Origin of the sequence: Amycolatopsis sp. NPDC048633 (genome assembly GCF_040650695.1) — a bacterium.
Taxonomy (GTDB): Bacteria; Actinomycetota; Actinomycetes; order Mycobacteriales; family Pseudonocardiaceae; genus Amycolatopsis.
This window is the reverse complement of sequence record NZ_JBEZHS010000020.1, coordinates 37,289-62,076: the sequence shown is the minus strand read 5'-3', so window position 1 is coordinate 62,076 and position 24,788 is coordinate 37,289. Positions and strand designations below refer to the sequence as shown.

The 24,788-nt window shown below is 73.9% G+C and carries 29 protein-coding genes; 12 read left to right on the top strand and 17 right to left on the bottom strand.

The window, feature by feature from the left end:
- Window positions 1–65: 65 nt before the first annotated feature.
- The gene (locus tag AB0C38_RS30125; protein ID WP_360679713.1) at window positions 66–530 is read left to right on the top strand and encodes a MarR family transcriptional regulator; all 465 of its coding nucleotides are present in this window, start codon (window positions 66–68) and stop codon (window positions 528–530) included.
- Window positions 531–572: 42 nt separating this feature from the next.
- On the opposite strand, the gene AB0C38_RS30120 is transcribed toward AB0C38_RS30125, so the two are convergent.
- A complete protein-coding gene (locus AB0C38_RS30120) occupies window positions 573–1,397 on the bottom strand; it encodes a MurR/RpiR family transcriptional regulator (protein ID WP_360679710.1) in 825 nt (274 codons plus the stop codon).
- A gap of 92 nt (window positions 1,398–1,489) precedes the next feature.
- Here AB0C38_RS30120 and AB0C38_RS30115 point away from each other — a divergent pair, with 92 nt between their 5' ends.
- Window positions 1,490–2,932: an aromatic amino acid ammonia-lyase gene (locus tag AB0C38_RS30115; protein WP_360679707.1), complete on the top strand. Its 1,443-nt coding sequence runs from the start codon at window positions 1,490–1,492 to the stop codon at window positions 2,930–2,932.
- A gap of 78 nt (window positions 2,933–3,010) precedes the next feature.
- On the opposite strand, the gene AB0C38_RS30110 is transcribed toward AB0C38_RS30115, so the two are convergent.
- Window positions 3,011–3,388, bottom strand: coding sequence for a bacteriophage spanin2 family protein (locus tag AB0C38_RS30110; protein WP_360679705.1), 378 nt, complete (start codon window positions 3,386–3,388; stop codon window positions 3,011–3,013).
- Window positions 3,385–4,317, bottom strand: coding sequence for a TerC family protein (locus AB0C38_RS30105; protein WP_360679702.1), 933 nt, complete (start codon window positions 4,315–4,317; stop codon window positions 3,385–3,387). Before AB0C38_RS30105 ends, AB0C38_RS30110 begins: the two co-directional genes overlap by 4 nt.
- Before the next feature lie 185 nt (window positions 4,318–4,502).
- Here AB0C38_RS30105 and AB0C38_RS30100 point away from each other — a divergent pair, with 185 nt between their 5' ends.
- On the top strand, window positions 4,503–4,799 hold the full coding sequence (locus tag AB0C38_RS30100; RefSeq protein ID WP_360679699.1) for a winged helix-turn-helix domain-containing protein: 297 nt from the start codon (window positions 4,503–4,505) through the stop codon (window positions 4,797–4,799).
- A gap of 3 nt (window positions 4,800–4,802) precedes the next feature.
- On the opposite strand, the gene AB0C38_RS30095 is transcribed toward AB0C38_RS30100, so the two are convergent.
- The 7 genes from AB0C38_RS30095 to AB0C38_RS30065 form a co-directional block, all read right to left on the bottom strand.
- On the bottom strand, window positions 4,803–6,248 hold the full coding sequence (locus AB0C38_RS30095; RefSeq protein ID WP_360679697.1) for a HAMP domain-containing sensor histidine kinase: 1,446 nt from the start codon (window positions 6,246–6,248) through the stop codon (window positions 4,803–4,805).
- Entirely contained in the window at window positions 6,245–6,937 is a 693-nt protein-coding gene (locus AB0C38_RS30090; protein ID WP_360679694.1) for a response regulator transcription factor, read from the bottom strand. Before AB0C38_RS30090 ends, AB0C38_RS30095 begins: the two co-directional genes overlap by 4 nt.
- Window positions 6,925–7,968, bottom strand: a complete 1,044-nt coding sequence (locus AB0C38_RS30085; RefSeq protein WP_360679691.1) for a hypothetical protein — start codon at window positions 7,966–7,968, stop codon at window positions 6,925–6,927. Before AB0C38_RS30085 ends, AB0C38_RS30090 begins: the two co-directional genes overlap by 13 nt.
- A complete protein-coding gene (locus AB0C38_RS30080) occupies window positions 7,968–8,729 on the bottom strand; it encodes an ABC transporter permease (RefSeq protein ID WP_360679688.1) in 762 nt (253 codons plus the stop codon). The genes AB0C38_RS30085 and AB0C38_RS30080 overlap by 1 nt, the downstream gene beginning before the upstream one ends.
- Window positions 8,726–9,631, bottom strand: coding sequence for an ATP-binding cassette domain-containing protein (locus AB0C38_RS30075; RefSeq protein ID WP_360679686.1), 906 nt, complete (start codon window positions 9,629–9,631; stop codon window positions 8,726–8,728). The genes AB0C38_RS30080 and AB0C38_RS30075 overlap by 4 nt, the downstream gene beginning before the upstream one ends.
- A gap of 115 nt (window positions 9,632–9,746) precedes the next feature.
- Window positions 9,747–10,574 carry a hypothetical protein gene (locus AB0C38_RS30070; RefSeq protein WP_360679683.1) on the bottom strand — a complete coding sequence of 276 codons (828 nt, stop codon included), beginning with the start codon at window positions 10,572–10,574 and terminating at the stop codon, window positions 9,747–9,749.
- Between the two features lie 90 nt (window positions 10,575–10,664).
- A complete protein-coding gene (locus tag AB0C38_RS30065; protein ID WP_360679681.1) occupies window positions 10,665–11,249 on the bottom strand; it encodes an XRE family transcriptional regulator in 585 nt (194 codons plus the stop codon).
- Window positions 11,250–11,315: 66 nt separating this feature from the next.
- On the opposite strand from AB0C38_RS30065, the gene AB0C38_RS30060 reads away from it, so the two are divergent.
- Genes AB0C38_RS30060 through AB0C38_RS30045 form a run of 4 tightly spaced genes read left to right on the top strand, consistent with a single transcriptional unit; the run spans window position 11,316 to window position 13,540 of the window.
- The gene (locus tag AB0C38_RS30060) at window positions 11,316–11,921 is read left to right on the top strand and encodes a class I SAM-dependent methyltransferase (protein ID WP_360679678.1); all 606 of its coding nucleotides are present in this window, start codon (window positions 11,316–11,318) and stop codon (window positions 11,919–11,921) included.
- A gap of 11 nt (window positions 11,922–11,932) precedes the next feature.
- Entirely contained in the window at window positions 11,933–12,409 is a 477-nt protein-coding gene (locus AB0C38_RS30055) for a DinB family protein (protein ID WP_360679675.1), read from the top strand.
- Between the two features lie 56 nt (window positions 12,410–12,465).
- On the top strand, window positions 12,466–13,206 hold the full coding sequence (locus AB0C38_RS30050; protein WP_360679672.1) for a 5'/3'-nucleotidase SurE: 741 nt from the start codon (window positions 12,466–12,468) through the stop codon (window positions 13,204–13,206).
- Between the two features lie 40 nt (window positions 13,207–13,246).
- Window positions 13,247–13,540, top strand: a complete 294-nt coding sequence (locus AB0C38_RS30045; protein ID WP_360679669.1) for a hypothetical protein — start codon at window positions 13,247–13,249, stop codon at window positions 13,538–13,540.
- 4 nt (window positions 13,541–13,544) lie between these two features.
- On the opposite strand, the gene AB0C38_RS30040 is transcribed toward AB0C38_RS30045, so the two are convergent.
- Window positions 13,545–14,123, bottom strand: coding sequence for a TetR/AcrR family transcriptional regulator (locus AB0C38_RS30040; protein ID WP_360679667.1), 579 nt, complete (start codon window positions 14,121–14,123; stop codon window positions 13,545–13,547).
- Between the two features lie 76 nt (window positions 14,124–14,199).
- Between AB0C38_RS30040 and AB0C38_RS30035 the strand changes: the two genes are divergently transcribed.
- The gene (locus AB0C38_RS30035) at window positions 14,200–15,570 is read left to right on the top strand and encodes an MDR family MFS transporter (RefSeq protein WP_360679664.1); all 1,371 of its coding nucleotides are present in this window, start codon (window positions 14,200–14,202) and stop codon (window positions 15,568–15,570) included.
- A gap of 50 nt (window positions 15,571–15,620) precedes the next feature.
- Here the strand turns inward: AB0C38_RS30035 and AB0C38_RS30030 are convergent, their stop codons facing one another.
- The 3 genes from AB0C38_RS30030 to AB0C38_RS30020 all read right to left on the bottom strand — a co-directional run bounded on the left by AB0C38_RS30030 (window position 15,621) and on the right by AB0C38_RS30020 (window position 16,936).
- Entirely contained in the window at window positions 15,621–16,124 is a 504-nt protein-coding gene (locus AB0C38_RS30030) for a hypothetical protein (RefSeq protein WP_360679662.1), read from the bottom strand.
- Between the two features lie 77 nt (window positions 16,125–16,201).
- Window positions 16,202–16,363, bottom strand: a complete 162-nt coding sequence (locus AB0C38_RS30025; RefSeq protein WP_360679659.1) for a hypothetical protein — start codon at window positions 16,361–16,363, stop codon at window positions 16,202–16,204.
- Between the two features lie 51 nt (window positions 16,364–16,414).
- Entirely contained in the window at window positions 16,415–16,936 is a 522-nt protein-coding gene (locus AB0C38_RS30020; protein WP_360679657.1) for a hypothetical protein, read from the bottom strand.
- An 81-nt stretch (window positions 16,937–17,017) separates the two neighbouring features.
- On the opposite strand from AB0C38_RS30020, the gene AB0C38_RS30015 reads away from it, so the two are divergent.
- Window positions 17,018–17,173 carry a hypothetical protein gene (locus AB0C38_RS30015; protein WP_360679654.1) on the top strand — a complete coding sequence of 52 codons (156 nt, stop codon included), beginning with the start codon at window positions 17,018–17,020 and terminating at the stop codon, window positions 17,171–17,173.
- Between the two features lie 22 nt (window positions 17,174–17,195).
- Here the strand turns inward: AB0C38_RS30015 and AB0C38_RS30010 are convergent, their stop codons facing one another.
- A complete protein-coding gene (locus AB0C38_RS30010) occupies window positions 17,196–17,993 on the bottom strand; it encodes an IclR family transcriptional regulator (protein WP_360679651.1) in 798 nt (265 codons plus the stop codon).
- A 135-nt stretch (window positions 17,994–18,128) separates the two neighbouring features.
- On the opposite strand from AB0C38_RS30010, the gene AB0C38_RS30005 reads away from it, so the two are divergent.
- Window positions 18,129–19,238 carry a mandelate racemase/muconate lactonizing enzyme family protein gene (locus AB0C38_RS30005; RefSeq protein WP_360679648.1) on the top strand — a complete coding sequence of 370 codons (1,110 nt, stop codon included), beginning with the start codon at window positions 18,129–18,131 and terminating at the stop codon, window positions 19,236–19,238.
- Window positions 19,226–20,395 carry an iron-containing alcohol dehydrogenase gene (locus AB0C38_RS30000; protein ID WP_360679645.1) on the top strand — a complete coding sequence of 390 codons (1,170 nt, stop codon included), beginning with the start codon at window positions 19,226–19,228 and terminating at the stop codon, window positions 20,393–20,395. Before AB0C38_RS30005 ends, AB0C38_RS30000 begins: the two co-directional genes overlap by 13 nt.
- A 92-nt stretch (window positions 20,396–20,487) precedes the next feature.
- Here AB0C38_RS30000 and AB0C38_RS29995 read toward each other — a convergent pair whose 3' ends face one another.
- Window positions 20,488–21,093 (bottom strand): SGNH/GDSL hydrolase family protein, encoded by a 606-nt coding sequence (locus AB0C38_RS29995; RefSeq protein WP_360679642.1) that lies wholly within the window; start codon window positions 21,091–21,093, stop codon window positions 20,488–20,490.
- 44 nt (window positions 21,094–21,137) lie between these two features.
- Here AB0C38_RS29995 and AB0C38_RS29990 point away from each other — a divergent pair, with 44 nt between their 5' ends.
- Window positions 21,138–21,938 (top strand): alpha/beta fold hydrolase, encoded by an 801-nt coding sequence (locus AB0C38_RS29990; protein WP_360679639.1) that lies wholly within the window; start codon window positions 21,138–21,140, stop codon window positions 21,936–21,938.
- On the opposite strand, the gene AB0C38_RS29985 is transcribed toward AB0C38_RS29990, so the two are convergent.
- Window positions 21,903–24,656: an AAA family ATPase gene (locus tag AB0C38_RS29985; protein WP_360679637.1), complete on the bottom strand. Its 2,754-nt coding sequence runs from the start codon at window positions 24,654–24,656 to the stop codon at window positions 21,903–21,905. The two genes, AB0C38_RS29990 and AB0C38_RS29985, sit on opposite strands and share 36 nt — an antisense overlap.
- Window positions 24,657–24,788: the final 132 nt, after the last annotated feature.

Here is a 24,788-nt window from a genome sequence, read left to right as displayed (position 1 = left end):
GTGACTCCTTTGATTGACACGTCAATCATCCGCCGATATGATTGACGTGTCAACTAGGAGGCAAGGTGACCCGGACGACACGGCGGCGCGTGCTGCCGACCACGGAGGAGCTGCGCGTCTGGCGCGGGTTCATCGAGACGGCGGAAGCCCTGCGCGCCGAGCTCGGCGCGCGACTGCAGGCGGAGTGCGCGCTCTCGCCGGGGGACTACGCGGTGCTGCTCGCGCTCAGTGAGGCCGAAGAGCGGCGGCTGCGGTCGTCCCAGCTCGCCGACGACATCGGCTGGGAGCGCAGCCGCCTGTCCCACCACCTCGGCCGGATGGAAAAGCGCGGCCTGATCCGCCGCGAGGAGTGCCGGACGGACAACCGCGGAGCCGAGGTGGTGCTGACGACGGAGGGGTCCGCGGCGTTCCGCGGCGCGACGGTCCCGCACCTGACGGCGGTCCGCGAGCTGTTCGTGGACGCGCTGACCCCGGAGCAGCTCACGGCGGCGGGCGAGATCGCGACGGCGCTCCGGGCCAAGCTCGGCTAGCGACCGTGGCCTCCCGGGACGTCGTCGAAGGCGGTGACCGCGTCACTCGGGGACGAAGAGGTCGTGCTCCGCGGCATAGTCTTCGAAGCCTTCCAGCCGTTGCCGGGCCGTCGCGCCGGCCGCGTCGGCCATCGCCTCGACCAGCGCCACGGTCAGCGAGACGACCGCGGCGTGGGAGTCGAACACGAACTCCGACGCGACGCCCGCGCTCAGCACGTCGTCGGCGAGCGGGGTGAGCGCCGTGACGGGCCGGTCCGTGATCAGCAGGGTGCGCAGGCCCAGCGCGCGGGCCTGCTCGAGCGCGGCGGCGCTTTCCCGCGGGTAGCGGGGGAGCGCGACCAGGACCAGCGTCCGCGCGCCGCAGCGGTGGGCGTGGCGCAGGGAGTCGCCGAAGACGCTGCCGGAGTCGGTCAGCAGCCGGACGTCCGGGTGGATCTTCGTGGCCAGGTAGGCGAAGGCGGCGGCCTGCGCCGCGGAGACGCGGTAGCCCGCCACGACCAGCGGGACGGACTCCATGAGTCCCGCCGCGATCGTGCGCAGCCGGGTGTCGTCGCCCAGCTGCGCCCGCAACGCCGTGAGCGTGCGCAGGTCGGCGTCGATGGCGTCCTGGAACTTGGTGCCGCCGCCCGCCGGCCCGGGCTCGGCCGCGGCTTCGCGCAGGTAGCGGCGGAACGCGGTATAGCCGTCGAAGCCGAGCAAGGCGACGAACCGGGTGACCGAAGGCTGGCTGACCTGTGCGTACTCGGCCAGCTCGGCGCTGGTGAGCGCGACAGCCTCGGCCGCGTGGTCGGCGAGGTAGCTGGCGATGCGCCGCTGCGCCGGGGTCAGCCGGTGGGCGGTGAGCAGCTCGTGCAGCGACCGGGACACCCGGGAGCTCCGTCCTTGTGTGAATGAGCAGTTTCATGTCACCTTAGGAATGAATGAAAACCTGTCAAGGGCGCTTGTCGAGGAAGGTGGCGATGACCGACACCAACCGCATCGAGATCACCGGGACCGGGCTCCGGTGCGCCGACGTGGTGCGCGTGGCCCGGCGCAGCGCGTCGACCGAGCTCGGCGCCGACGCGGTGAAGAGGGCGGAGTCGAGCTACCAGCTGGCCGTGGAGCTCGGCGCCAAGCGCGCGGTCTACGGCCGCACCACCGGGGTCGGCGCGAACCGGCACACCGTCGTCGACCCGGAGTCGGCCGACCACCACGGCCTGCGCCTGCTGCGCAGCCACGCGGGCGGGACCGGCGAGCCGCTGCCCGACGACGCCGTGCGCGCGGTGATGGCCATCCGCTTGAACCAGCTCGCCGCCGGCGGCAGCGGCGTGCACCCGCGGCTGCTGGAAGTGCTGCAGACGGCGTTGCGCGTCGGCGCGCTCCCGCACGTCCACTCCCGCGGCGCCATCGGCACCGGCGACCTCGCCCAGCTCGCGGAGATCGCCCTGACGCTCGCGGGGGAGCTGCCGTGGGCGGCGGGCGACCTCGACCCGGTCGCGATCAGCCCGGGCGACGCGCTCGCGTTCATCTCCAGCAACGCCGCCACCCTCGGCGAGGCCGTGCTCGCCTGGCACGACCTGAGCCGGCTGCTCGCCGCGAGCCACGTCGTCACCGCGCTGACGTTCTGCGCGCTCGGCGGCTCGGCCGAGGCGTACTCGGAACGCGTCCACGCCGCGCGGCCGCACCCGGGCGCTGTCCGGTGCGCGGCGGAACTGCGCCGCCTGCTCGCCGGCGTCGCGGAGGGGCGGCGACTGCAGGATCCGTTCGGGCTACGGGCTTTCCCGCAGGTGCAGGGGCCGGCGCTGGACGCCGCGGCCGCCGTCGAGCACGTGCTGGCCATCGACATCAACGCGGCGGCGGAGAACCCGCTGATCGACGTCGAGACCGAGCAGGCCTACCACCACGGCCAGTTCTCGACGGCCTACGTGGCGCTGGCCTTCGACCAGCTTCGCGCCGCACTGCACCACGTCGCGGAGCTGTCCACCGCGCGGCTGGGCGACCTCGTGGAGCCGGACCTGAGCGGGCTGCCGCCGTTCCTCGCCGAGGGGCCGGCGGGCAGCTCGGGGATCATGATCCTGGAGTACGTGGCGCACGACGCGCTGGGCACGCTGCGCCACGCGGCCTCGCCGGTCACCCTCGGCACGGCCGTGATCTCCCGCGGGCTGGAGGACCACGCGAGCTTCTCCACGCACGCGGTCCGCAGCACGGTCGCCGGCACCGCCGCGTACCGGACGGTGCTGGCGTGCGAGCTGCTCGGCGCCGTGCGGGCGCTGCGGCTGTCCGGGACGCAGCTGCCGGACACACCGCTGCGGGAAGCGTTCCGCCTCGCCGACGGCGGCCTCCCGCACATCCCGGAGGACCACCCGCTCAGCGCGGAGATCAAGCAGGCCGAGCGGCTGCTGGACCGGCTCGCCGTGCTCTGACCGCTCGCCTGATGCCCCGGCGATCACGCGTGATGCCTGCCGGGTCACGCGTGATGCCGTTCGGGACACGGGGTTCGCTCAGAGGCCGCACGCCTTGGTCAGCGCGGTGACCTGTTCGGTCTTGCGCTGCACCCAGTTCGCGGGACCGGTGACGAGGTCGTCGACCGTGGTCTCGCGCATTGTCGTGGCCAAGGAATCGATCGCCTCGCCCGCGGTCGTGTTCCCGGCCCGCTCCGCGAGGTCCGTCAGCTCCCGGCCGGCCGCCTGCGCGCGGTCCGCCGCGACCTGCGGGTCGGCGAGGTCCGGAGTGACGGTGGCGATCCGCACCGCTTCGGTGCACACGCCGACCGTGGTGGCGGCATCGCCGACCCGGCCCGCGGTTTCGGAGGCCGCGCCGCACCCGGCGAGCGCCAGCACCAGCGCGCCGCCGACAGCGGCTGTCGTGACTCGGTTCATCGGATTTTTCCTTCCAGTGCAGTAGTTCGTGTCTTGAGCAGGCTGGCGACGACCGCCGTCGCCAGGATCAGGCCGACCACGCCCAGCGAAAGCGCCGTCGGGATCTTCCAGACCTCCAGCAGCAGCATCTTCACGCCGACCCAGACGAGGACCAGCGCCAAGCCGAGCTTGAGGTAGACGAAGCGGTGCATGAGGTCGGCGAGCAGGAAGTACAGGGCGCGCAGGCCGAGGATGGCGAACGCGTTCGACGTGAACACCAGGAACGGTTCCTGCGTCACGGCGAAGATCGCCGGGATGGAGTCGACCGCGAAGACGATGTCGGTGACCTCGATCAGCACCAGCACGGCCAGCAGCGGTGTCGCCACCCAACGACCGGCCTCGCGGACGAGGAACTTCTTGCCGTGGTGGACATCCGTCGACGGGACGAGCCGGCGGAACACGCGCAGGACGACGTTCTGCTCGTAGTCGACCGGCCCCGAGCGGTGCAGTGCCATCCGGATGCCGGTCAGGACGAGGAAAGCGCCGAACACGTAAAGGATCCAGGCGAAGCTCGCCAGCAGTGCCGACCCCGCGGCGATGAACACCGCCCGGAAGACCAACGCGCCGATGACGCCGTAGAACAGGATGCGGTGCTGGTGTTCGCGAGGCACGGCAAAGTAGCCGAAGATGATCGCGAACACGAAGACGTTGTCGACGGCCAGGGACTTCTCGATCACGTAGCCGGCGAAGTACTGGCCCGCGAGCTCCGCGCCCCAGACCCACCAGACGACGGCACCGAACGCGACGCCCAGCGCGACCCACACGCCCGACCACGTCAGCGCTTCGCGGACGCCGACGACGTGCGCCTTGCGGTGGGCGAACAGGTCGACCGCGAGCATCAGCAGGATGACGCCCAGCACGGCGGCCCAGGCCCAGAAGGGGACGGTCACGGCACACTCCTCCGGTTCGGTGGCGAACCGGAGGTCTTCCCGGCCACGCGAACGTGGCGCCGGCACCGGGTCTGCGCAGTGGCAGCCGGATTGACGATGCCGGACCGGGGCGGGTACTCCCCTCCGTGCCTCCAGAATGACGAACTGTGCTTCGTCTGTCAAGTTTGGACGGCTAAGCTGCCCGCATGGCTTCGTGGACGTTCCTGAGCAACCACGCGCACGTTCTGCTGTGCCTTGCGGAGGATCCGGACCACCGGCTGCACGACATCGCCGAGCGCGTCGGCATCACCGAGCGGGGCGTGCAGCTGATCCTGGCCGACCTGATCGCGGACGGCTACGTCGAGCGCGAGCGCGTGGGCCGCCGCAACCACTACACGATCCACCCGGAAAGCCGCCTGCGCCACCCGCTGGAGGCGCACCACCGGGTGGCGGAGCTGGTCGCAGCCCTCGGCACGGTCCAGGGGCACCGGACGAACGGCTGAACCTCAGTCCGGCAACGACAACGGCAACGCGAGCCGGAAGCGGGCACCTTCACCGAGGACGGTCTCCAGTTCGACGTCGCCGCCGTGCGCGCGGGCCAGGGACCGGGCGATCGGCAGCCCCAGTCCCGCGTCCGCGCCGCCCGCGCGGGTGCGGGACCGGTCGGCCCGGTAGAACCGGTGGAACACCCGGTCGGCCTGCTCGGCGGTGATGCCCGGACCCTCGTCCACCACGTCGAGCACCGCGCGACCCGCCGCGGTGCCGACGCCGATGCGGACGGGCGTGCCCGGCGGGGTGTGGGCGGCCGCGTTGCCGACCAGGTTGGTGACCACCTGCCGCAGCCGGGCTTCGTCGCCGTCGACCGGGGCCGGGCCCGGCGACCCGACGCCGCCCGGCCCGGTGAGCGACACCGGGCGGGACGGGTCCAGGGCCCGCAGGTCGTGCCGGGCGTCGACGGCGAGGGTGCGCAGGTCCATCGGTGCCCGGTCGAGCTGCTCCTCGGGCGCCTCGTCGAGCTGGGCGAGCAGCAGCAGGTCTTCGGTGAGCGCGGTGAGGCGGGTGGCTTCGCGGTCGATCCGGCGCATCGCGTCGTCCACATCGGACGGTTCGGGCAAGGCGCCCATCCGGTAGAGCTCGGTCGAACCCTTGATGCCGAACAGCGGCGTGCGCAGCTCGTGACTGACGTCCGCGACGAAGGCGCGCATCCGCGCCTCCGACGCCGCCCGGTCGGCGAACGCCTCTTCCAGCTGCCCGAGCATCGTGTTGAGCGACGCCGCGAGGTGCCCGATCTCGGTGCCGGGCGGCGCGAGGACCGGGACGCGCCGGGTGAGCTCGCCGCCGGCGATGGCGGCCGCCGTGTGCTCGATCCGGCGCAGCGGCCGCAGGCCCCGGCCGAGGGCGAACCAGCCGGTCGCGGTCAGCACGACCAGCAGCCCGGCGCCGGTGACCAGGCTGCTCACGCGCAGCTGGGTGATCGTGGCGTCGGCTTCGGCGAGCGGCGCGGCCGAAACGACCGTCCCGCCCCAGCGGACGGCCGGGTGGGCGACGGCCCGCCAGCGCTGCGACCCGTCGGTGGCGACCAGGTCGACGGCCGTCCCGTCGGTGGGGACCGTGCGCAGCGAGCCGAGCGGCGGCAGTGTCGCGCCGGCCACCCGCGAAGAGTGCAGGCCGCCCGCCACCGCGCCGCCGGCGTCCAGGTAGACGACGTACGGGGTGCCGAACAGGTCGAGCGCGGGGTCGATCAGGTCGGGCCGCACGGCGGGGTTCTCGGCCGGCGGCGGGCCCGCCGCCAGCGAGATGAGCTCGGTCATCGACCGCAGCTGGCCGTCGAGCCGGTCGAGCTGGAACCGTTCGAGCTGGCCGGAGACCACGGCGCTGCCGAGGGTCAGGCCCGCCAACAGGAGGCCCGTGGTGAGCAGGAGCAGCCGGGCCCGCAGCGAGAGCCGCCTCATCGCCGGGGCTCCCGCAGCACGTAGCCGACGCCGTGCACGGTGTGGATCAGCTTGGGCTCCTCGGTGTCGACCTTGCGGCGCAGGTAGGAGATGTAGGTGTCGACGATGCTGGCGTCGCCGCCGAAGTCGTCGCGCCACACGCGGTCGAGGATCTGCGCCTTGGACACCACGCGGCCGGCGTTCTCCATCAGGTAGCGCAGCAGCCGGAATTCGGTGGCGGACACGCGGACGGTGCGTCCCGCGCGCGTCACCTGGTGGCCTTCGGCGTCGAGGGCGAGGGTGCCCACCGCCAGCACGTCGGCCGGGTGCCCCGCGGTCCGGCGGAGGATCGCGCGGATCCGCGCGATCAGCTCCGCCAGGTCGAACGGCTTCGTCACGTAGTCGTCGGCGCCCAGGGACAGGCCGGTGACCTTGTCGGCCTGCCCGTCCCGCGCGGTGAGGAACAGGACGGGTACCGGCATGCGCCGCTCGCGCAGCCGCCGGACCACCTCGAACCCGTCCAGGTCCGGCAGCATGACGTCCAGCAGCACCAGGTCCGGTGGTTCCGCGGTGGCCGCGGCGACGGCTTCCCCCGCCGTCGCCGCGGACGTCACCCGGAAGCCGGCGAACCGGAGCGCGGCCGACAGCAGCTCGCGGACGGTGGCTTCGTCGTCGACCACCAGCAGCCGCTGCGCGCTCATCGCTTCCATGCCCGCGAGGATACGGAGATCGCGCCGGCGAGCAGGCTGCCCGCGAACCCGGCGAGCGCGCCGGCCGCGAGCGCGAGCAGCGGGTTCGCGGTGAGCCGCACGTCCAGGACCGGCACCGAGAAGCTGAACGCGGTCACCGAGATGTCGGCCGAAACGCGCGAGAGCAGCGCCATGACAAGCGCCACGCCACCCGCCACCGCGCTGACGGCCGCCGCCCGGCGCAGCGGGCGACCGCGGCGGACGACGAGGACGGAGACCAGCAAGAGCCCGCCGGCCACCCAGAGTCCAGGCGTGAACTGCCCGAGAGCTGGCACGCAGGGGAGCGCGGGCTCCACCGTCCACGGCACGCCGAGCCCCAGCAGCACGGCGCCGCTCGCCAGCTGGGGGAGCAGGAGCAGCACCCCACCGGCGGCCGCAGCGCCACCGAACGCCCCGGCAGCGGTCGTGCCCACGGCGGCGAGCCCGGCCACCGGCCACCGCAGCGCGCGAAAACCCGTTGCCACGGAAGGAAACCGCGTCATGAGCCAGCACACGCCGACGACGGCGAGCGCCAAGATCGCCGCGCCCAGCACCGCGGGCCCGGCCGCGACCGAGAACCCGGCGTCCAGCCGGCCGGGCAACGGGATTCTCGGCCCGGCGGAGACGCAGCCTTGCAGCCCGCCGGTGGTTTCCGGCAGCTTTCCGGTCGCCAGCGCGGCGATCCCGGCCGGCCCGGCCGCGAAGGCCGGCACGGCCACTGCGCCGCGGACGAGCAACTCGCCGTCACGGCGGAGCAGAAGCCAACCCAGAACCACCGCCCCCGCAAGGGAAACCCCGAGCGGGATCACGTGCAGGTCGCCGTGCAGGGCGATCGGGAGCACGCCGGCCGGCGTCGCCGAGACGTCCACCGAACCGCCCACGGCCAGGGCCACGACCGCCGCGGTCGGCCCGACCCCGCCGGCGCCGAGGAGAGCCAGCCCGGCCGCCGCGACCCCCGCCATGGCGAGCAGCGCGGCGAGGGCGGCGGCCAGGCCCCGGGACACCTCCCGCATCAGACGTCCCGGCGCCGGAAGACCACGAACGCGACGGCCAGCACGGCCGCGACCCCGAGGCACATCCCGCCCAGGTTCAGCCACGGGTGCGGGAAGTCCGGGTCGGGGACCGTCTTGAAGACCGCGGACGCCCCGAGCGTCGGCCAGTAGACGAAGAGCCCGCGCACCCACGCCGGGAAGAGGCCGGCGAGGGCGGGGACCAGGAAGACGATCCCGACGAGGGTGGCGAGCGCGCCCGCGGTGGCCCGCATGAGCGTGCCGAGCCCGATCGCGAGCAGCGCGATCGCCGCGAGGTAGAGCCCGCCGCCCGTCACGGCGGAGAGCACGCCGGGGTCGCCGAACCGGGCGTACGGCACGTCCTGGGTGGTGAGCACGGCCTGGCCGAGGAAGAAGGTGGCGAACATCAGCACCTGCCCCGCCACCACGGCGACGGCGACGGCCACCACCACCTTGGCCGCCAGCAGCCGGTGCCGGCGGGGCGTCGCGATCAGGGACGTCTGCACGAGCCCGGTCGCGTGCTCGGCGGTGACGACCAGGATGCCCAGCACCCCGATGATCAGCTGCGCGACGATGTAGGAGGTCAGGCTGCGGTTGGTGGGATCCCAGGCCTGCGGGTCCTCGGCGTAGGTCTTCCCGGCGGCGTTCATGGCCAGCGCCGTGATGCCGAGGCCGACCGCGAAGAGGCACGCCAGGGTGTACCAGGTCGAGCGCAGGCTGCGGAGCTTGATCCACTCCGAGTGGACGGAACGGGCGAAGATCACGCGCTCGCTCCTTCGTACTCGACGCTGTCCTTGGTCAGTTCCATGAAGGCGTCTTCGAGCGAGACGCGCTGCGGGGTGAGCTCGGCGAGCGCGACGCCGTGGTACGCGGCGAGCTTGCCGATCTCACCGCTCGTCAGGCCGGAGACGACGAGCGAAGACTCGGCGCCTTCGCGCACGGTGGCCCCGGCGGTGACCAGCAGTCGCCCGAACCCGGTGTCCGGCGTGCGGACGAGCACGGTGCCTTCGCCACGCACGAGCTCACTCACGGCGGTGTCGGCGACCAGCCGGCCCCGGCCGATGACGACCAGGTGGTCAGCGGTCTGCGCCATCTCGCTCATGAGGTGGCTGGACACCAGCACGGCCCGGCCTTCGCGGGCGAGGGAGCGCATGAAGTCGCGGATCCACCGGATGCCTTCGGGGTCGAGCCCGTTCACCGGCTCGTCGAAGATCAGCACGCGCGGGTCGCCGAGCAGCGCCGCCGCGATGCCGAGGCGCTGCCGCATGCCGAGGGAGAACCCGCCGGCCCGCTTGCCGGCCACGCTCTCCAGCCCGGTCCGGGCGAGCACCTCGCCGACCCGGCGCCGGGGGAGACCGTTGCTCACCGCGAGGGCCAGCAGGTGGTCGCGGGCCTTCCGGCCACCGTGGACGGCCCCCGCGTCGAGCAGGGCGCCGACCTCGGTCAGCGGCACGGGCAGGTCGCGGTAGCGGCGGCCGCCGAGGGTGACGGACCCCCGCGTCGGCGCGGCGAGGCCCAGGATCATCTTCATCGTCGTGGACTTGCCGGCCCCGTTCGGCCCGAGGAACCCGGTGACCTGCCCGGGTTCGACGGTGAACGACAGGTCGTCGACGACGGTGTCGGGGCCGTACCGCTTGGTCAGGCCGCGGATTTCGATGGTGGTCATGGCGGCGAGCCTGGCCCGCCGGCCTGGCCGGTTCCTGGGTGGTTCTGGGAGAACCCTGGGAATCCGGCGGCCGGACGGGGTTTCCGGCGGGTCGTTCTCCGGAAATCGTGCCGGCTCAGGAGACCGCGCGGTGGATCACGATGTCGCCGAGCCGCGTGCGGGCGTGCACCTTGACGTGGTCCGCGGACTCGCCCGCGTGCTCCGGCAGGGAGTTGCGCACGGAGCCCTTCGTGCTGTCGGCGTCCACCGACGCGGTGGCGCCCTCGGCGATGCCGATCTCGATGCCGCCGGCGGCGTTCGTCAGGTCCGCCTGGCCGCTGGTCATGCACCCGATCCGGATCGGGCAGTTCGCCGCCTCGGCGAAGACACTGCCGTCGGCGCGGTCGACGTCGAAGCTGCCGCCGGAACCGGTGAAGTCGACGTCGGAGCGCGCGTGGCCGATCCACACCCGGCCGGTCGAGCCCACGTACCGGAGCGCCTCCGCGATCTCGCCGATCCGGACGGCCGTGCCGCCGTCGAGTTCGGCGGTCCCCGTGACGTGCCCGACCTCGACCTCACCGGAGGAGAGCCGGCCTCGCAGCGTGGCGACGTGGCCGAGCCGGACCCGCCCCGACGCCACGTCCAGCTCGCAGGCACCGAGCGGGCCGTCGGCGTGCACGTCCGTCCAGGCGGTCTCCAGCGTCAGCGCCGACCCGGCGGGCAGCTCGATCGTGATGGCGACCGAACCGTTCTTGGCGCCGGGCTTGTTCGTCTTGACCGAGAGTTTCCCGTCGGCGAAGGCGACTTCGGTCTGCTCGGCGACCTTCACGTCCGACTTGCTGGCGCTGTTGACGGGCTCGACCCGCATCACCGTGTCCCGGCGCTCGCTCGCGGCGATCCGCACGTGGGCGCCGGCCGTGGTCAGCGTGGCGGTGATCGGTTCCGGCGTGGTGAAGACGGTCATGGCGTTTCCCCTTGTGGTGTGGTCCCTGGTGCGTTGTGACCACCTTCGCCGGGTGACCTGACACCGGCCTGACACGGCGCGGACACCCGCTCAGTCACGAGCGGCGCGGGCGCGCAGGTGGGTCTTTTCGCCGTGCTGCCCGAAGAGGATGAGCAGCTCGACGGCTTTCCCGTCGGCGCTCCCGAGCCAGTGGGGCAGCGTCGTGTCGAACTCCGCGGCCTCGCCGGCCGGCAGCACCAGGTCGTGGTCGCCGAGGACCAGCCGCAGGTGCCCGTGGAGCACGTAGAGCCACTCGTGGCCGTCGTGGGTCTGGTGGTCCGGCTCGAGCGGGTGCTCGCTGCTGGGGATGATCATCTTGTACGCCTGCATGCCGCCCGCCCGCCGCGACAGCGGCACGAACGTCATGCCGTGGCGGTGGATCGGGGTGAGGTGGACGCGCGGGTCGCCGGTGGACGGCGCGCCGACGAGGTCGTCGAGCGGGACGCGGTAGGCGCGGGCCAGCGGCAGCAGTAACTCGAGACTGGCCCGCCGCTGCCCGCTTTCCAACCGGGACAGCGTGCTCTCCGACACCCCGGTGGTGACGGCGACCTCGGCCAGCGTCAGCCCGCGGGTGCGGCGCAGCGACCGCAGCCGCGGGCCGACGGCGTGCAGGACGTCCTCGAAGTCTTCGCTCACCCCGGCCATCTTGCCGAAACCGCAAGAAACCGTGCCACCTCGGCACGTCCGGGGCACGGTGGGCCCATGACCACCACCGAGTTCTGGGACGGCCACTACGCGACGCCGCGAGCCGATCCCTGCGCGAACGTCCGGCTCACCGAGGTCGTCACCGAGCTCGAGCCCGGCGCGGCGCTGGACCTCGGGAGCGGTGCCGGCGGCGACGCGCTGTGGCTCGCCCGCCGCGGCTGGCACGTGACCGCGGCCGACATCTCCGGTGTCGCGACCGCCCGCCTGGCCGCCTGCGCCCGGGACCTCGGGCTCGCCGACCGGATCACCGCCGAGCGGCACGACCTGGCCGAGACGTTCCCCGCGGGGCGCTTCGACCTCGTCTCGGCGCACTACTTGCACACGCCCTTCGCCTTGCCGCGCGCCCGCGTCCTGCGGCGGGCCGCGCGAGCGCTGACCCCGGGCGGCCGCCTGCTGGTCGTCGACCACGGGTCGGTCGCGCCGTGGTCGTGGGACCAGGACGCGCGGTTTTCGTCCGCGCCGGAGGTGGCTCGATCCCTGGAGCTCGACCCCGACGGATGGACCGTCGAACGTGCCGATGCCCTGTCCCGCCACGCCACCGGACCCGGCGGGCAGGTCGCCGACGTCGTCGACCACCTGCTGCTGATCCGCCGCACCCGCTGAGAGGACTCGCCATGCCCCGCCGACGGGACACCCCGCCCCCGCAGACCGGCCCCGACGAGAAGGACGTGCTGCGCGGGTTCCTCGACCAGCTGCGCGCCGCGGTGGCCGCCAAGGCCGAGGGCGTGCCGGAACCGCAGGCCCGGACACCCGGCGTGCCGTCGGGCACGTCGCTGCTCGGCCTGGTGCGGCACCTGACCCACGTCGAGCGCTTCACGTTCCTCGGCGAGCGCACGGCCGACTGGCCCGGCACGTTCCGGCCGCGTCCCGACGAGACGGCCGCCTCGCTCCTGGCCGGCTACCGCGCCGCCGTCGAAGAGGCCAACGCGGTCATCGACGCCTGTGCCGACCTGACCGACCCGGTCGCTCGCCCCACCGGGAAGCCGCCGTCGATGCGCTGGGCGCTGGTCCACCTGATCGAGGAAACCGGCCGCCACGCCGGCCACGCCGACATCCTGCGCGAACTGATCGACGGCAGCACGGGCCGGTAGGAACCGCCGGGCGCGGGGTATGCCTGCCGTATGACGACTTCGCGGGCGAGCCGCTGATGCGGGTACTGGTCACGAACGACGACGGCATCGCATCGCCGGGACTGGCGGCGCTGGCCCGCGGCGCGGTGGCGCACGGCTGGACGGCCGTCGTCGCCGCGCCGGCCGAGGAGGCCAGCGGGACGAGCGCGGGTTTGTGGGCAACCGGGGGCGAGGGCCGGGTGGCGGTCGAGCGGCGGGAGCTGCCGGGCCTGCCCGGCGTGCCCGCGCACGCCGTCGCCGCGTATCCCGGGTTCATCGCGCTGGCCGCCGCGCAGGGCGCGTTCGGTGAGCCGCCGGACGTGGTGCTGTCCGGGGTGAACCGCGGGGCGAACATCGGGCGCGCGGTGCTGCATTCGGGCACCGTCGGGGCGGCGTTGACCGCGTCGCTCAGCGGGGCTCGCGCGCTCGCTGTCTCACTGGACGTCGGACCGGAGGGCGGACCGGAGCCGCACTGGGACACCGCGGTCGCGGTCGCGGCGACGTTGTTCGACCGGCTCGCCGCGCTGCCGGCCGGGACGGTGCTCAACCTGAACGTCCCGGACCGGGCCGAGGCAGGGGCGCCGCGGCGGGCCGGGCTCGCCGAGTTCGGGGCCGTGCGCACCCGCGTCTCCGGCGACGGCGACGGCACGATCAGCCTCGCCGCCGTGGTCGTCGACGGGGAGCTTCCCCCGGGCAGCGACGCGCGCCTGCTCGCCGAGGGGCACCCGACGGTGACGGCGTTGCGGTCGGTGGCCGAGGATCCCGGCGTCGAGCTCTGACCTCCCGGCTCCGGCGGTCCCGTCGTGCGACAGTGGCGGGATGACGGGCCGGAACGAGAGCGAGGCGAGAACGGTCGCTCAGCTGGCCCGGATGCCGGCGTGGACGGTGACCGGCTCGCGCGGGCGCTGGAGCACGGCCGAGCGCGTCCTCGCCCTCGGCGGCCGGCGCTGGGTGGTCGGGCTGACCCCGGCCGCGGGCGGCGCGACGGCGTTGATGCTCTGGTGCGACGACGACGTGGTTGCCCACCGGCGCGGTGCCGAAGCGGCGCTCTGCGAGATCGCGCTGCGCTGGGTGTCGAACCTGCTGGCCGGCCGCCCCTGGGACGGCCGCTGACCCCTCAGCGCGCCGCGCGTTCGATGGCGGGCACGGCGATGTCGTCGACGATCGCGGTCAGCTCCTCGTCCGTGGGCTGGTGGTGGCGCACCACGAGGTCGTGGCGCAGCAGCGCGGCCGGCGCGTCGACGACGTGGGCCGGCACCGCCCCGGTCCCGATCTCGCCGCGCCGCGCGGCCCGCTCGATGATCGTGGTGAGCATTTCCGGCACGATCTCGAGGGCTTCGGTGGGCAGGTGGTCCAGCTCGCCGGCGAGGCCGTTCATGATCGACGGGCCGACCCGCTCGTAGCGGTCGCGCCACCAGCGCAGGGCCGCGAGCAGGTCGCCGCGGAGGCTGCCGGTGTCGGGGATGGCGTCGGGGGAGGCGTCGGGCAGGTGTGCGCGGACCGCGGCGAGGACGAGCTGGGCCCGGCTCGGCCACCGCCGGTACAGCACCGGCCTGCTGGTTCCGGCGCGCTGCGCGACCGCGTCGACCGTGAAGCCCGCGTAGCCGACGCTCTGCAGTTCGTCCCAGGCCGCGTCGAGCAAGGCGCGTTCCAGCTCGGTGCCGCGACGCCGTCGTCGCACGGCTTCATCCGCCATGGCCCCTCCTAGACACAGTGTGCATCTTATCCTAGCCTCGAGAATTAGATACATACTGTTTCTTATTGGAGGAGCGATGGCTCGTACACTCGGCGCACCGCTGGTCCGGCTCGCCCTGGTCCTGGTGCTCGGCGCCGCCGCGCCGCTGCTCGACACGACGATCGCGAGCGTCGCGCTGCCCACGCTCGCCCGCGAGTTCGCGGTCGGCACCGCCGGCGTCGGCTGGGTCAGCACGGCCTACCTGCTCGCCGTGGCCGTGACCATCCCGGCCAGCGGGTGGCTGAGCGAGCGGTTCGGCACGAGGCGGGTCTGGCTCGCCGCGCTGGTCGTCTTCGCCGCCGGGTCCGCCGGCGCCGGCCTGGCGTGGGACCTCGGCAGCCTGGTCGCGTTCCGCTCGGTGCAGGGCGTGGGCGCCGGGCTCGTCCAGCCGGTGATCCTGACGGTCCTGGTGCGGACGGCCGGACCGGAGAAGCTGGGCCGGGTGCTGGCGATCGTCACGTTCGTGACCGTGCTCGTGCCGATCTTCGGGCCGGTCGCCGGCGGCCTGCTGCTGGCCGGCGCGGGCTGGCGGTGGATCTTCTTCGTCAACGTCCCGCTGTGCTTGCTCGCCATCGTCGCCGCGTGGTTCGTCGTGCCGGCCGAGCCGCCGTCGCGCCCGCCGCGGTTCGACGCGCTGGGACTCGCGCTCCTGGCGCCGGCGCTGGGCGGCGTCCTCTACGGCCTTTCGCGCGCCGCGACCACGGCCGGGTTCGCGGACCCGCGGGTGCTCGCCCCGCTGGCGGCCGGCCTGCTGCTGCTCGGCGCGTACGTCGTCCGAGCCCTCCGCGGCGACCACCCGCTGGTCGACCTCCGGCTGTTCCGCATTCGCTCGTTCGCCGCGGCGGGCGGCGTGCAGTTCCTCACCGGGCTTTCCTTGTACGGCGCCATGTTCCTGCTGCCGCTGTACTACCAGGAGGTCCGCGGGCAGGACGCGCTGGCCGCGGGCCTGCTGCTCGTCCCGCAGGGTCTCGGGTCGCTGCTGGTGCGTCCCCTGGGCGGCGTGGTGGACCGCGTCGGCTCCGCGCGCATCGTCGTGGCGGGGGTGGTGGTCTGCGCGCTGGCCACGGTCCCGTTCGCCGCGGCGGGCCCGCACACCAGCCCGTTCCTGCTCGGCTGCGCCCTGCTGGTGCGGGGAGCCGGGCTGAGCGCGGCCACCATCGCGGTGATGGCGGGCGCCTTCAAGGACGTCCCCCGTGCGGCGGTGTCCGACGCCAGCACGGTGACCCGGGTCCTGCAGCAGGCGGGAGGTTCTCTGGGTACGGCCGTCCTCGCGGTCGTCCTGGCGGCCCACACGAGCACGACGGTGACGGCGTTCCACTCGGCGTTCTCGTGGTCGGTCGCGTTGACAGCGCTCGCGCTGGTCCCGGCGTTCCTCCTGCGCCCGGCCACTGTTCGAACAGGACGGTGAGGGTGGCGGGGGACCGGGCCCGCCGGTGAAGGGGGCCCGGTCCGAGGGGGCTAGCGGATGACCTTGCCGGCGGCGAAGTAGGCGTTCGACGGTGCCAGGAACGACAGCACTACGCCGACGACGGCCACGACCACGCTGATGTAACCGAGGATCGTGCTCTGTCCCGCCAGCAGCGAAATCAGCTGCAGCGCGGTGATCACCGTGAGCACGATCCGCGCCCAGTTCCGGCCCGCGCGCAGTTTGAACGCGAACAACAGGTAGAGCGCGGCGATGATCACGGCGATCACCAGCGCGACGATCATCGTGAGGGTCACGGCCTGGTCGATCTGTGCGTCGGTCAGGCTGCCGCCGCTTTGTCTGTTGGAATTGCGCAACGTGTCGGCGATCGCGTCGCGGCCGGCGAAGATCAGGAACCCGCCGACGAGCCCGATGACGGTCGAAGCGATGAACGCCCAAAAAGCGCCTTCGACCGTACTGGGCCGGGCCGGAGCGGCGGCCGGCTGGCCCGTGGCGGCGGAGTCGGGATAGTTCGGGTAGTTCGGTGATTCGGTCATAGTGATCGAGATAGCACGCTTTCAGGCGAGCCGCTGTTTGAACCGCCATTTCCGGCGTTCAAACGTGACTTGGGCGGTCAGTGTTTGCGGCCGAGGGCCTCCCGCTTGACGAACCCGATCACCGCGGTCGCGACGAACAGCACCGCGCCGACGATGATCAACCAGAAAAGGCCCTTGATGACGATGCCGAGAACGGCGAGAATCGCCCAAACCACCAGCAGTCCGACGAGAATACCCATGTCAGCTCCCTCCGAGGATGTGCGCGGAGTGATACCCGGTCCACCGGGCGGCTACACCTGCCCGCCGCGGCACCGCCGGTGCCAGTACGCCCACGTGACGGCGGCCAGCAGCGGCGCCCAGAGCAGCAGCGGCAGGTAGCAGGCGACGAGCAGGACGTGCCAGCCCGGACCGGCGAACGCGACGGTCCCGAGGCCGGGGAAGTCGCGGAAGGCGTACGCCCAGATCACCGCCAGCGCGAGCGCGCCGATGGCCGCCGGGACGATCGCCGCGTACGGCGCGACCCGGCGGCCGCCGAGCAGGGGAATCCACCGGGGGACGCGCTCGCCCCACGGCCGGACGAGGCCGAGCGTGAGCAGGGCCAGTGCTTCGGACACGACGCTCAGCCCGACGATGTAGCCGGCTTCGCCGAACCCGATGGCGTGGTAGGGCCGCAGCCCGAGGTCGACGCCGGCGGCGAGGAAGAGCCGCCAGATCCCGGACGGCAGGGTCACCAGCGGCACGGCGTGCGCGGCGAGGACGGCCCACCGCTGCGGACAGCGGACGGCGAGGGCATCGGTGAGCGGTGCGGTCATGGGCCCGAGTCTGTCCGCGCCGGCCGGCCGGAACCTCCCGCCGAGGTATCAGTCGTCCCCTCCCGAGGGGGGAGTGCGGGCGTGCAGGGTCGCCGCCAGCTGAGCCCGGACCTCGAGGTGGTCGTCAACGCCGCGGGCGGCAACACCGGCTTCGGCGCGGACCGGGGGCCGGGGCTCGAGGGCGTGCTCGCGGCGTGGGGCCGGGCGACATCGCCGAAACGACGTACTTCCCGCTGAGTGTCCATTGTGGAACTAATAGTCACGTGAGCCGGGCGGTGGGCGGCGGTTTCGGGCGCGCCTCCCAGCCGAGGTGCGCGGAGACCCGGGCGGCGGCTTCCGCGGTGACGCGGCCCGCGGCGTCGAGGCGCTCGCCGAGCCGTCCGGCGGGCGCGGAGACGTTCAGCGCGGCGACGACCCGGCCGCGGAAGTCCCGGATCGGGGCCGACACCCCGACCAGGCCCTCCTCGAACTCCTCGCTGACGCGGGCGTAGCCGTCGCGGCGGGCTTGCCGGATCTTCGTCCACAGCTCGGGCAAAGCGTGCGCTTCGGACCTCAGCGTGGGGAACCGGACGTAGAGGTCGTCCGGAGAGGCGTCGAGCAGCAGGACGCGCCCCGCCGACGTGCCGGGCGCGGGCACGCCGCGGCCTTCCCAGCCGTGGGTGCGGAAGGAGTGCCCGGACACCGACAACAGGGTCAGCACCTCCTCCTCGCGCAGGACGCAGAGGTGGTTGGTCTCCTCGAGCTCGGCGGCCAGCTCCCGCATCACCGGCTCGGCGGCCCGGACGAGGCGGTCTTCGACGGTCCGCGCGACGAGCGAGAACAACCGCCAGCCGAGCCGGTACCCGAGCGTGTCGGGATCCCGTTCGACGACGCCCTCCTCGGCGAGCGCCTTGAGCGCCCGCGAGACCTGGCTCTTCTCCCGCCCGGTGAGCTGCGAGAGCCGCACCACGCCCAGCTCACCGGTGCGCCGCGCTTCGGGAGAGGCGAGCGCCTCCAGCAGGTCGAGGTCGCGGCGGAGGCCGTGCCCCCGGTGCCGGGTGTCGTCCGAGCGGTTCACCCCAGGAACGTAGCAACGAGGGGAGTTGGCACCAGCGCAACCCGTGTTGCGATTGCTTGCCCACCGTTTCCGCACGCTCGTACCGTCGGTTCCGCCCCCGGACCTGGAGCACCCCATGACTTTCGCGAGCCCGATGTGAAGATCACCGCCATCACCCTCGACCGGCTCCGGCTGGACCTGGACCCGCCGCTGCACGCGGCCTGGGACCCGGACCCGCGCCGCCACTTCGACGCCACGATCGTGCGCGTCCGCACCGACGACGGCGTCACCGGTATCGGCTCCGGCGACACCATGGCCGGCTTCGAGGCCGTCGAGCACCTGTTCCTCGGCGAGAATCCCCTCGACATCGTCCGGCACGTCAAAGCCATCGAGACGGCCAACTTCCACGGCTGCCGCTTCTGGCCGCTCGAAGCCGCCCTCTGGGACATCATCGGCCAGGTCGCGGGCCTGCCGGTGGCGACGCTGTTCGGCAACTCCGCCCGCTCGCTGCCCGTGTACGCCTCCTCGGCCGAGCTGAAACCGCCGCAGGAGCGGGTCGAAACCGCCTGGCGCGCCCGGGAAGCCGGGTTCCGCGCCATGAAGATCCGCATCGACCGCGACCACGTGGACGCGGGTGTCGCCGCCGTGACCGCCGTCCGCGACGCGCTCGGCCCCGGCTTCGGGATCATGGTGGACCTCAACCAGTCCTGGCGGATGGCGGGCGACACGAGCGCCGCGACCGACCTGGCCGGCACCCGCAAGCTCGTGCGCCAGCTGGCCGAGCTGGACGTCCTGTGGGTCGAGGAACCGTTGCCCTACCACGATCTCGACGGCTTCAGGACGCTCCGGGCGGAGAACCCCGGCGTGCGGATCGCGGCGGGGGAGATGCACCACTCGGTGCCGGAGCTGCTGCGGTACCTCGAAGAAGACGTCCTCGACGTCTACCAGATGGACGTCGTGCTCGCGGTCGGCATGCACCGGGCCCGGACCCTGGCCGAGCTCGCGCAGCTCAAGCACCGCGCGTTCACCCCGCACAGCTGGACCAACGGCATCGGCGTGCTGGCCAACCTGCACGTCTCGGCCGGGGTCGGCGGCGGCCCGTACTTCGAGTTCCCGTGGGACCCGCCCGGCTGGACACCGGAACGCCGCGACTTCATGCTGGCCGAACCCGTGATGATCACGCCGGCCGGTGAGCTGGCGGTCCCGCGGCGGCCCGGCCTGGGCATCGAACTGGACGAAGAGGCGGTGCGACGGTGGCGGATCTGACCTCCCGGGACACGAAGACACGGCGCCTGTCCGTGGAACCGACCGGCCGCACCGAATGCGGTCCCGGGGTCCTGGCCGAGCTGCCGGAGTTCGTCGCCTCGCTCGGGCAGCCCCGGGTGTTCGTCGTCACCGACCGCGGCCTGCGGGCCACCGGGATCGTCGGGCGCGTCGAGCAGATCCTGGCCACGGCCGGGATCGAGCACGCCGTCCACGAGGACGTCGGCCCGAACCCGTCGACGGCGGAGCTCGACCGCGGGGCCGCCCGCCTGCGCTCGTTCGGCGCCGCGGCGGTGCTCGCGCTCGGCGGCGGATCGGCCCTGGACGCGGCGAAAGGCATCTCCCTGCTGGCCGGGAACCCGGACGCGGTCGCCGCGGACGCGGACCGGCTGTGGGACGCGGGCGAGGGTCTGCCGCTGATCGCGGTGCCCACCACGGCCGGCACCGGCGCCGAGACCAACGGGTTCGGCGTCACCGAGGACCGGTGCGCCCGCCGGAAGGTCTACATCGGACACTCGTCGGTGAAGCCGCGGATCGCCGTCCTGGACCCGGAACTGACCCTCGGGCTGTCCGCTCGCGTCACCGCTGCCACCGGCCTGGACGCCTTGGTCCACGGCATCGAGTCCCTGGCCTCGCGCGGGTCGACGCCGTTCTCCGCGGCCTACGCGACACAGGCGGTGGGCCTGGTCGGGCGCTGGCTCCCGGTGGCCTACCGCGACGGCGCCGACCTGGAGGCGCGGTCCGGGCTGATGCTCGGCGCGCACCTGGCCGGGCACGCGCTGACGCTGTCCGGGCTCGGGCTGGTCCACGGGATCGGGCACGCGCTGACCGCGCACACGGGCACCCCGCACGGCGTCGCGCTGGCCGCGGTGCTGGAGGAGGTGATGGCGTTCAGCGCTTCGGCCGCGGCTTCGGCGTACGAAGCGACGGCCCGCGCGCTGCACCTCACGCCGGCACCGGACTGGGCGGGCGCGGCGATCGAGGCGGTCCGGGAGATTTCGGGCGCGATCGAGATCAAGCGCCCGCTGCGCGACCTCGGCGTGACCCGCGAGGACATCCCGGTGCTGGCGGCGGACGCCGTCGCCGACGCGGTCACGAAGAACGCGCCGCGGTTGCCGTCGGAAGCGGAGGTGGTCGAGCTGCTGCGGTCGGTGTTCTGACGCCTCAGAAGCCGCGGAAGACGCCGTCGGCGAGGAAGGAGACGATCGGCCCGCCGGTCTGCTTCGCTCGTAGCGCGGTCATGGGCCCGAGGTTACGCGGCGAGATCGGCCGCCACGGCCAGTACGTGGGGCGCCAGGGCGTCCGCGATCAGCCCGTACCCGGCGGACGACGGGTGGAACCGGTCCGCCGAGAACAGCGTGGGATCCGCGGCGAACCGCGCGCCGAGCTCGGGCCCGGGAGCCGCCACCGCGCCGCCCGCCCGGATGACCGCGTCGGCCTGGGCCTGCGCGTACTGGCCGCTCGCCGCGGTGACCAGCTGCCGGTACGCCTCCGGCACCCACGAGACGATTCCCAGGTCCGGCGCCGGGACCACGATGACCCGCGCCCCGGCGCGGACCAGCCGGGCCACCGCCTCGTGCAGCTGGCCCGCCGCGACCGCCGGGGGGACGAACCGCGCGAGGTCGTTCGTCCCGATCACGATCAGCGCCAGGTCCAGGCCGGTGCGGAGGGCGGCGCCGGCCTGGCGCTCCAGATCGTCGGACCGGGCCCGGGGCACCCCGAAGCCGTGCAGGTCCACGGCGTGTCCCGCCGCGCGCAGCCGCCCGGCGAGCCGCTGCCCGAGCGTGTCCTCGGGGCGTGCGGCGCCGACGCCGGCCGCCAAGGAGTCGCCGAGGACGCAGAATCGGAGAATGCTCATCGACTGCTACAACGTGCGAGCCGCGTCGTTGTTTCCCGGGGTGGGTGCGCTTGACCAAGACCGTGGTGGTGCGGGTGCTGCTCGGGCTGGTGCTGGTCGTCGTCCTGGTCCTGGCGCTCGTCTGGATCTTCCAGCGCCGCCTGATCTACCTGCCGGACACGACGCCCGTGCCCGCCCGGCCCGAGGACGTCCGGCTCCGCACCGCCGACGGCCTGGAGCTGGGCGCGTGGTTCATCGAGCCCGCTCAGACACCCCGGGCGACGGTCCTCATCGCCAACGGCAACGGCGGCAACCGGGCCGGCCGGGCCCCGCTCGCCGCGAAGCTCGCGCAAGCCGGCCTGGCGGTGCTGGCGTTCGACTACCGCGGCTACGGCGGCAATCCCGGCGACCCCGACGAAGCCGGTCTCGCCCTCGACGTCCGCGCGGCCTACCGCTTCCTCGTCGAGGACCGGCGCGTGCCGCCGGAGCGGATCATTTTCTACGGCGAAAGCCTCGGCTGCGCCGTCGTGGCCGAACTCGCCCTCGAGCACCCGCCGGCCGGGCTGCTCCTGCGGTCGCCGTTCGTGGACCTCGCCGCCGTCGGCGCCGAGATCTACCCCTACCTGCCGGTGCGGCTGCTGCTGCGCGACCGGTTCCCGGTCCGGGACGAGGTCGCCCGCCTGCGCGTCCCCACGGTGGTGGTCCTGGGCGGCCGCGACTCGGTCGTCCCGCCGGCCCAGAGCCGGGAGGTGGCCGCGGCGGCGTCGGCGCGGCTGGTCGAGGTGCCGGACGCCGACCACAACGACCCCGCGTTGCTCGAAGGCCCCGAACTACTCGACGCGGTGCTGTCGCTGGTGCCGCGCTGACCCGTTCGCCGTCACCCAGGTCGCGACCTGCGCGCGGTTCGTGAAGCCGAGCTTGGTGAGGATGTGCTGCACGTGGCTTTCCGCCGTCCGCTCGGAAATGTGCAGCAGGGCGGCGATCTGCTTGTTCGTCAGGCCGTCGGCCACGTGCGCGGCGACCTCCCGTTCCCGGCGGGTCAGCGGCCCCGGGGTGTCGCCGCGCAGTGAGGCCGCCAGCGCGTCGGCGTCGCGCCGGAGCGGAGCCATGCCCAGCCGGTCGGCCGCGGCCGACACGGAGGCGGCGAGACCGAGAGCTTCGTCGACGTCGCCCGGACGAGCGCGGCGCGCCAGCACCTCGGCCAGCCCGAACCGCGCCAGCGCGGCGTACGGCGGCGTGCCGGCTTCGTCGTTGGCCGTGATGGCGAGCTTGAACTCCCGGACCGCCTCGTCGAGCCGGCCGGCGGACGCGGCCGCGAGCCCGAGGTAGCGGCGGACCGAGCCGGTGACGAGGACCGAGCCCGCGCCGCCGGTCACGAACAGCTCGGCGTGCGGGCGCAGGAGAGCCGCCGCCCGCTCGACGGCCTCGGGTGGTCCGAACTCCGCGCCCAGCTCCACGGCCACCGCGGCCACGGGCAGCGTCGCGGGCACCGGGGCCGGCTCGGGCACCGACGCCGGGTGGTAGAGCTCGCCCGCCCGCTCCCGGTCGCCGGCCTGCAGCAGCCACGCGGCGTGCATCAGGCCGACGAACGGCGGGGCGTTCTCGGCGAAGATGCGCTCCATCGCGGGTGTCACGAGGCTGGTCCGGCCGGTGAGGCCCGCGATGGAGGCCAGCACGGTGATCGGCACGCCCTGCAGCGACATGTGTGCGCGGTCGGCGACGAGCGCGAAGCTCTGCTGGAGCGCTTCGACGGCGTCGTCGAACTGTCCGCGCGCGATGGCGAGCGTGGCGGAGCTGCGCAGGTGGTGCCACCGCGCGAGCGGACGGCGCAGGCGTTCGGCCAGGAGCCGGAGCGCGCCGAGCTCCTGCTCGGCTTCCCCGAGCCTGCCGAGCATCAGCAGCGCGTCGAACCGCCACAACCGGCCCCACAGCAGGACATCGGCGTCGTCGCGGTCCTCGCCGAGGGCGATCATGCGGTGGGCGAGGGAAAGCCGTTCGTGCACGCCGTCGGGCCCGGCCCGCACCATCTGCCGGGCTCGCAGGGCCGAGCAGAGCACGTCCGGGTCGCCGAGCCGATCGGCGATCGCCAGTGCTTCGGCGGACGCCGTTTCGGCCTCTTCGCCCCCGAGGAAACCGGCTTCGCCCGCGTGCAGGGCGAGCAGCCGGGCGCGCAGCGGATCGTCCCCGGGCGGCAGTCCGGCGAGCGCCTCCCGGGCGATCTTGGCGCCGTTGAAGCTGCCCCACGGGTCCGACAGGCCTTCCATGGCCAGCGCCGTCTCGCCCAGCAGAGCCGGGTCGCCGGCTTCACGGGCGGCGTCGGCGGCGGTTTCGAGGACCCGGGAACCGCGTTCGATCTCGCCGCCGCGCAGGTGGGCGATCCCTTCCCGGAGCCGCAGCCGCGCCCGGTCGGCGGCGGACGCGGGCGCGGCTTCGAGCGCACGCCGGTAGAGCTCGGCCGCGCGTTCCCAGGCGAGCTGGGCCAGCGCCTGGTCGCCGGCCCGCTCGGCCCACCGCGCGGCGCTCGCCGCGTCGCCGACGGGCAGCGACTCCAGCCAGTGGTGCGCGATCTCCGAGGTCCGGGCCGGGTCCCGTCGTTCGAGCCACGCCGCCATCCGGGCGTGCGCGGTCAGCCGCGCCGCCGTCGGCAGCCCGGCCGCCGCGGACTCGCGGATCAGGTCGTGCTTGAAGCTGCGGGCGATCACGATGCCGGCGTCGGCGGCTTCGTCGAGGTCGGTCAGGACGTCGGCCGCCGGCCGGCCGGTGACGTCGGCGAGCGCGGCCGGATCGACGTCACGGCCGAGCACGGCCGCCGTCGCGGTGAGCTCGCGGCACGGCTCGCTCAGCCGGGCCAGCCGCGCCCGGACGGTGTCGACGACGCCGTCCGGCAGCGCGTCCCCGGCGGTGCCGACCAGCTGGGCCAGCTCGGTCACGAAGAACGGGTTGCCGCCCGACCGGCGGCTGACCAGCGTCGCGAGTTCGGGGGAGACCCCGCCGCGGCCGAGCTGCTCGACGACCTCGGCCTCGGTCAGCCCGGCCAGCCGGAGCCGGGTCAGGACGGGTTCGCGGGCCAGCGCCGCCAGGGCCGCGGTGAGGGCCGTCCGCCCGGTCGCTTCGGTGTCGCGGTAGGTCACCACGACCAGCACCGGCGCCCGGTCGAGGGAACGAGCCAGGTGGACGAGCAGGGCGAGCGACGCCGCGTCGGCCCACTGCAGGTCGTCGAGCACCGCGAGCAGGCCGTGCGGCGCGGCCGCTTCGCGCAGGCCGTCGGCGAAGGCTTCGAACGCGGCGAACCGCGCTTCCGCCGAGCCGCCGGTGTCCCCGGTCGGGAACGGCCGGTCCAGCGCCCGGGCCAGCTGCCGGAAGACCCAGTAGGGCGGGCTGCCCTCGTCGTCGCTCGCGCGTCCCCAGCCGACGGGCACGCCCGCCTGCTCGGCGTGCCGGGTCAGCTCGCGGGCCAGGCTGGTCTTGCCGATGCCGGGCTCGCCGACGACCAGCACGAGCCCGCCGCGCCCGGCCCGCGCCTCGTCGAGGCGGGCGCGCAGCAGGTCCAGCTCGCCGGTCCGGCCGACGAAGTCCCGCTCCATGCGCCCGTACGATACGGCGCCCGGCCTCATCGAGCCCGGTTCAGCGTGGTTCGCCGGGCCACCGGGACTTCGGCCCGGCCGGCCAGAGCGGCGCCGGGAACCACGCGGCCCGCGCCAGGCCCGCGACCAGTG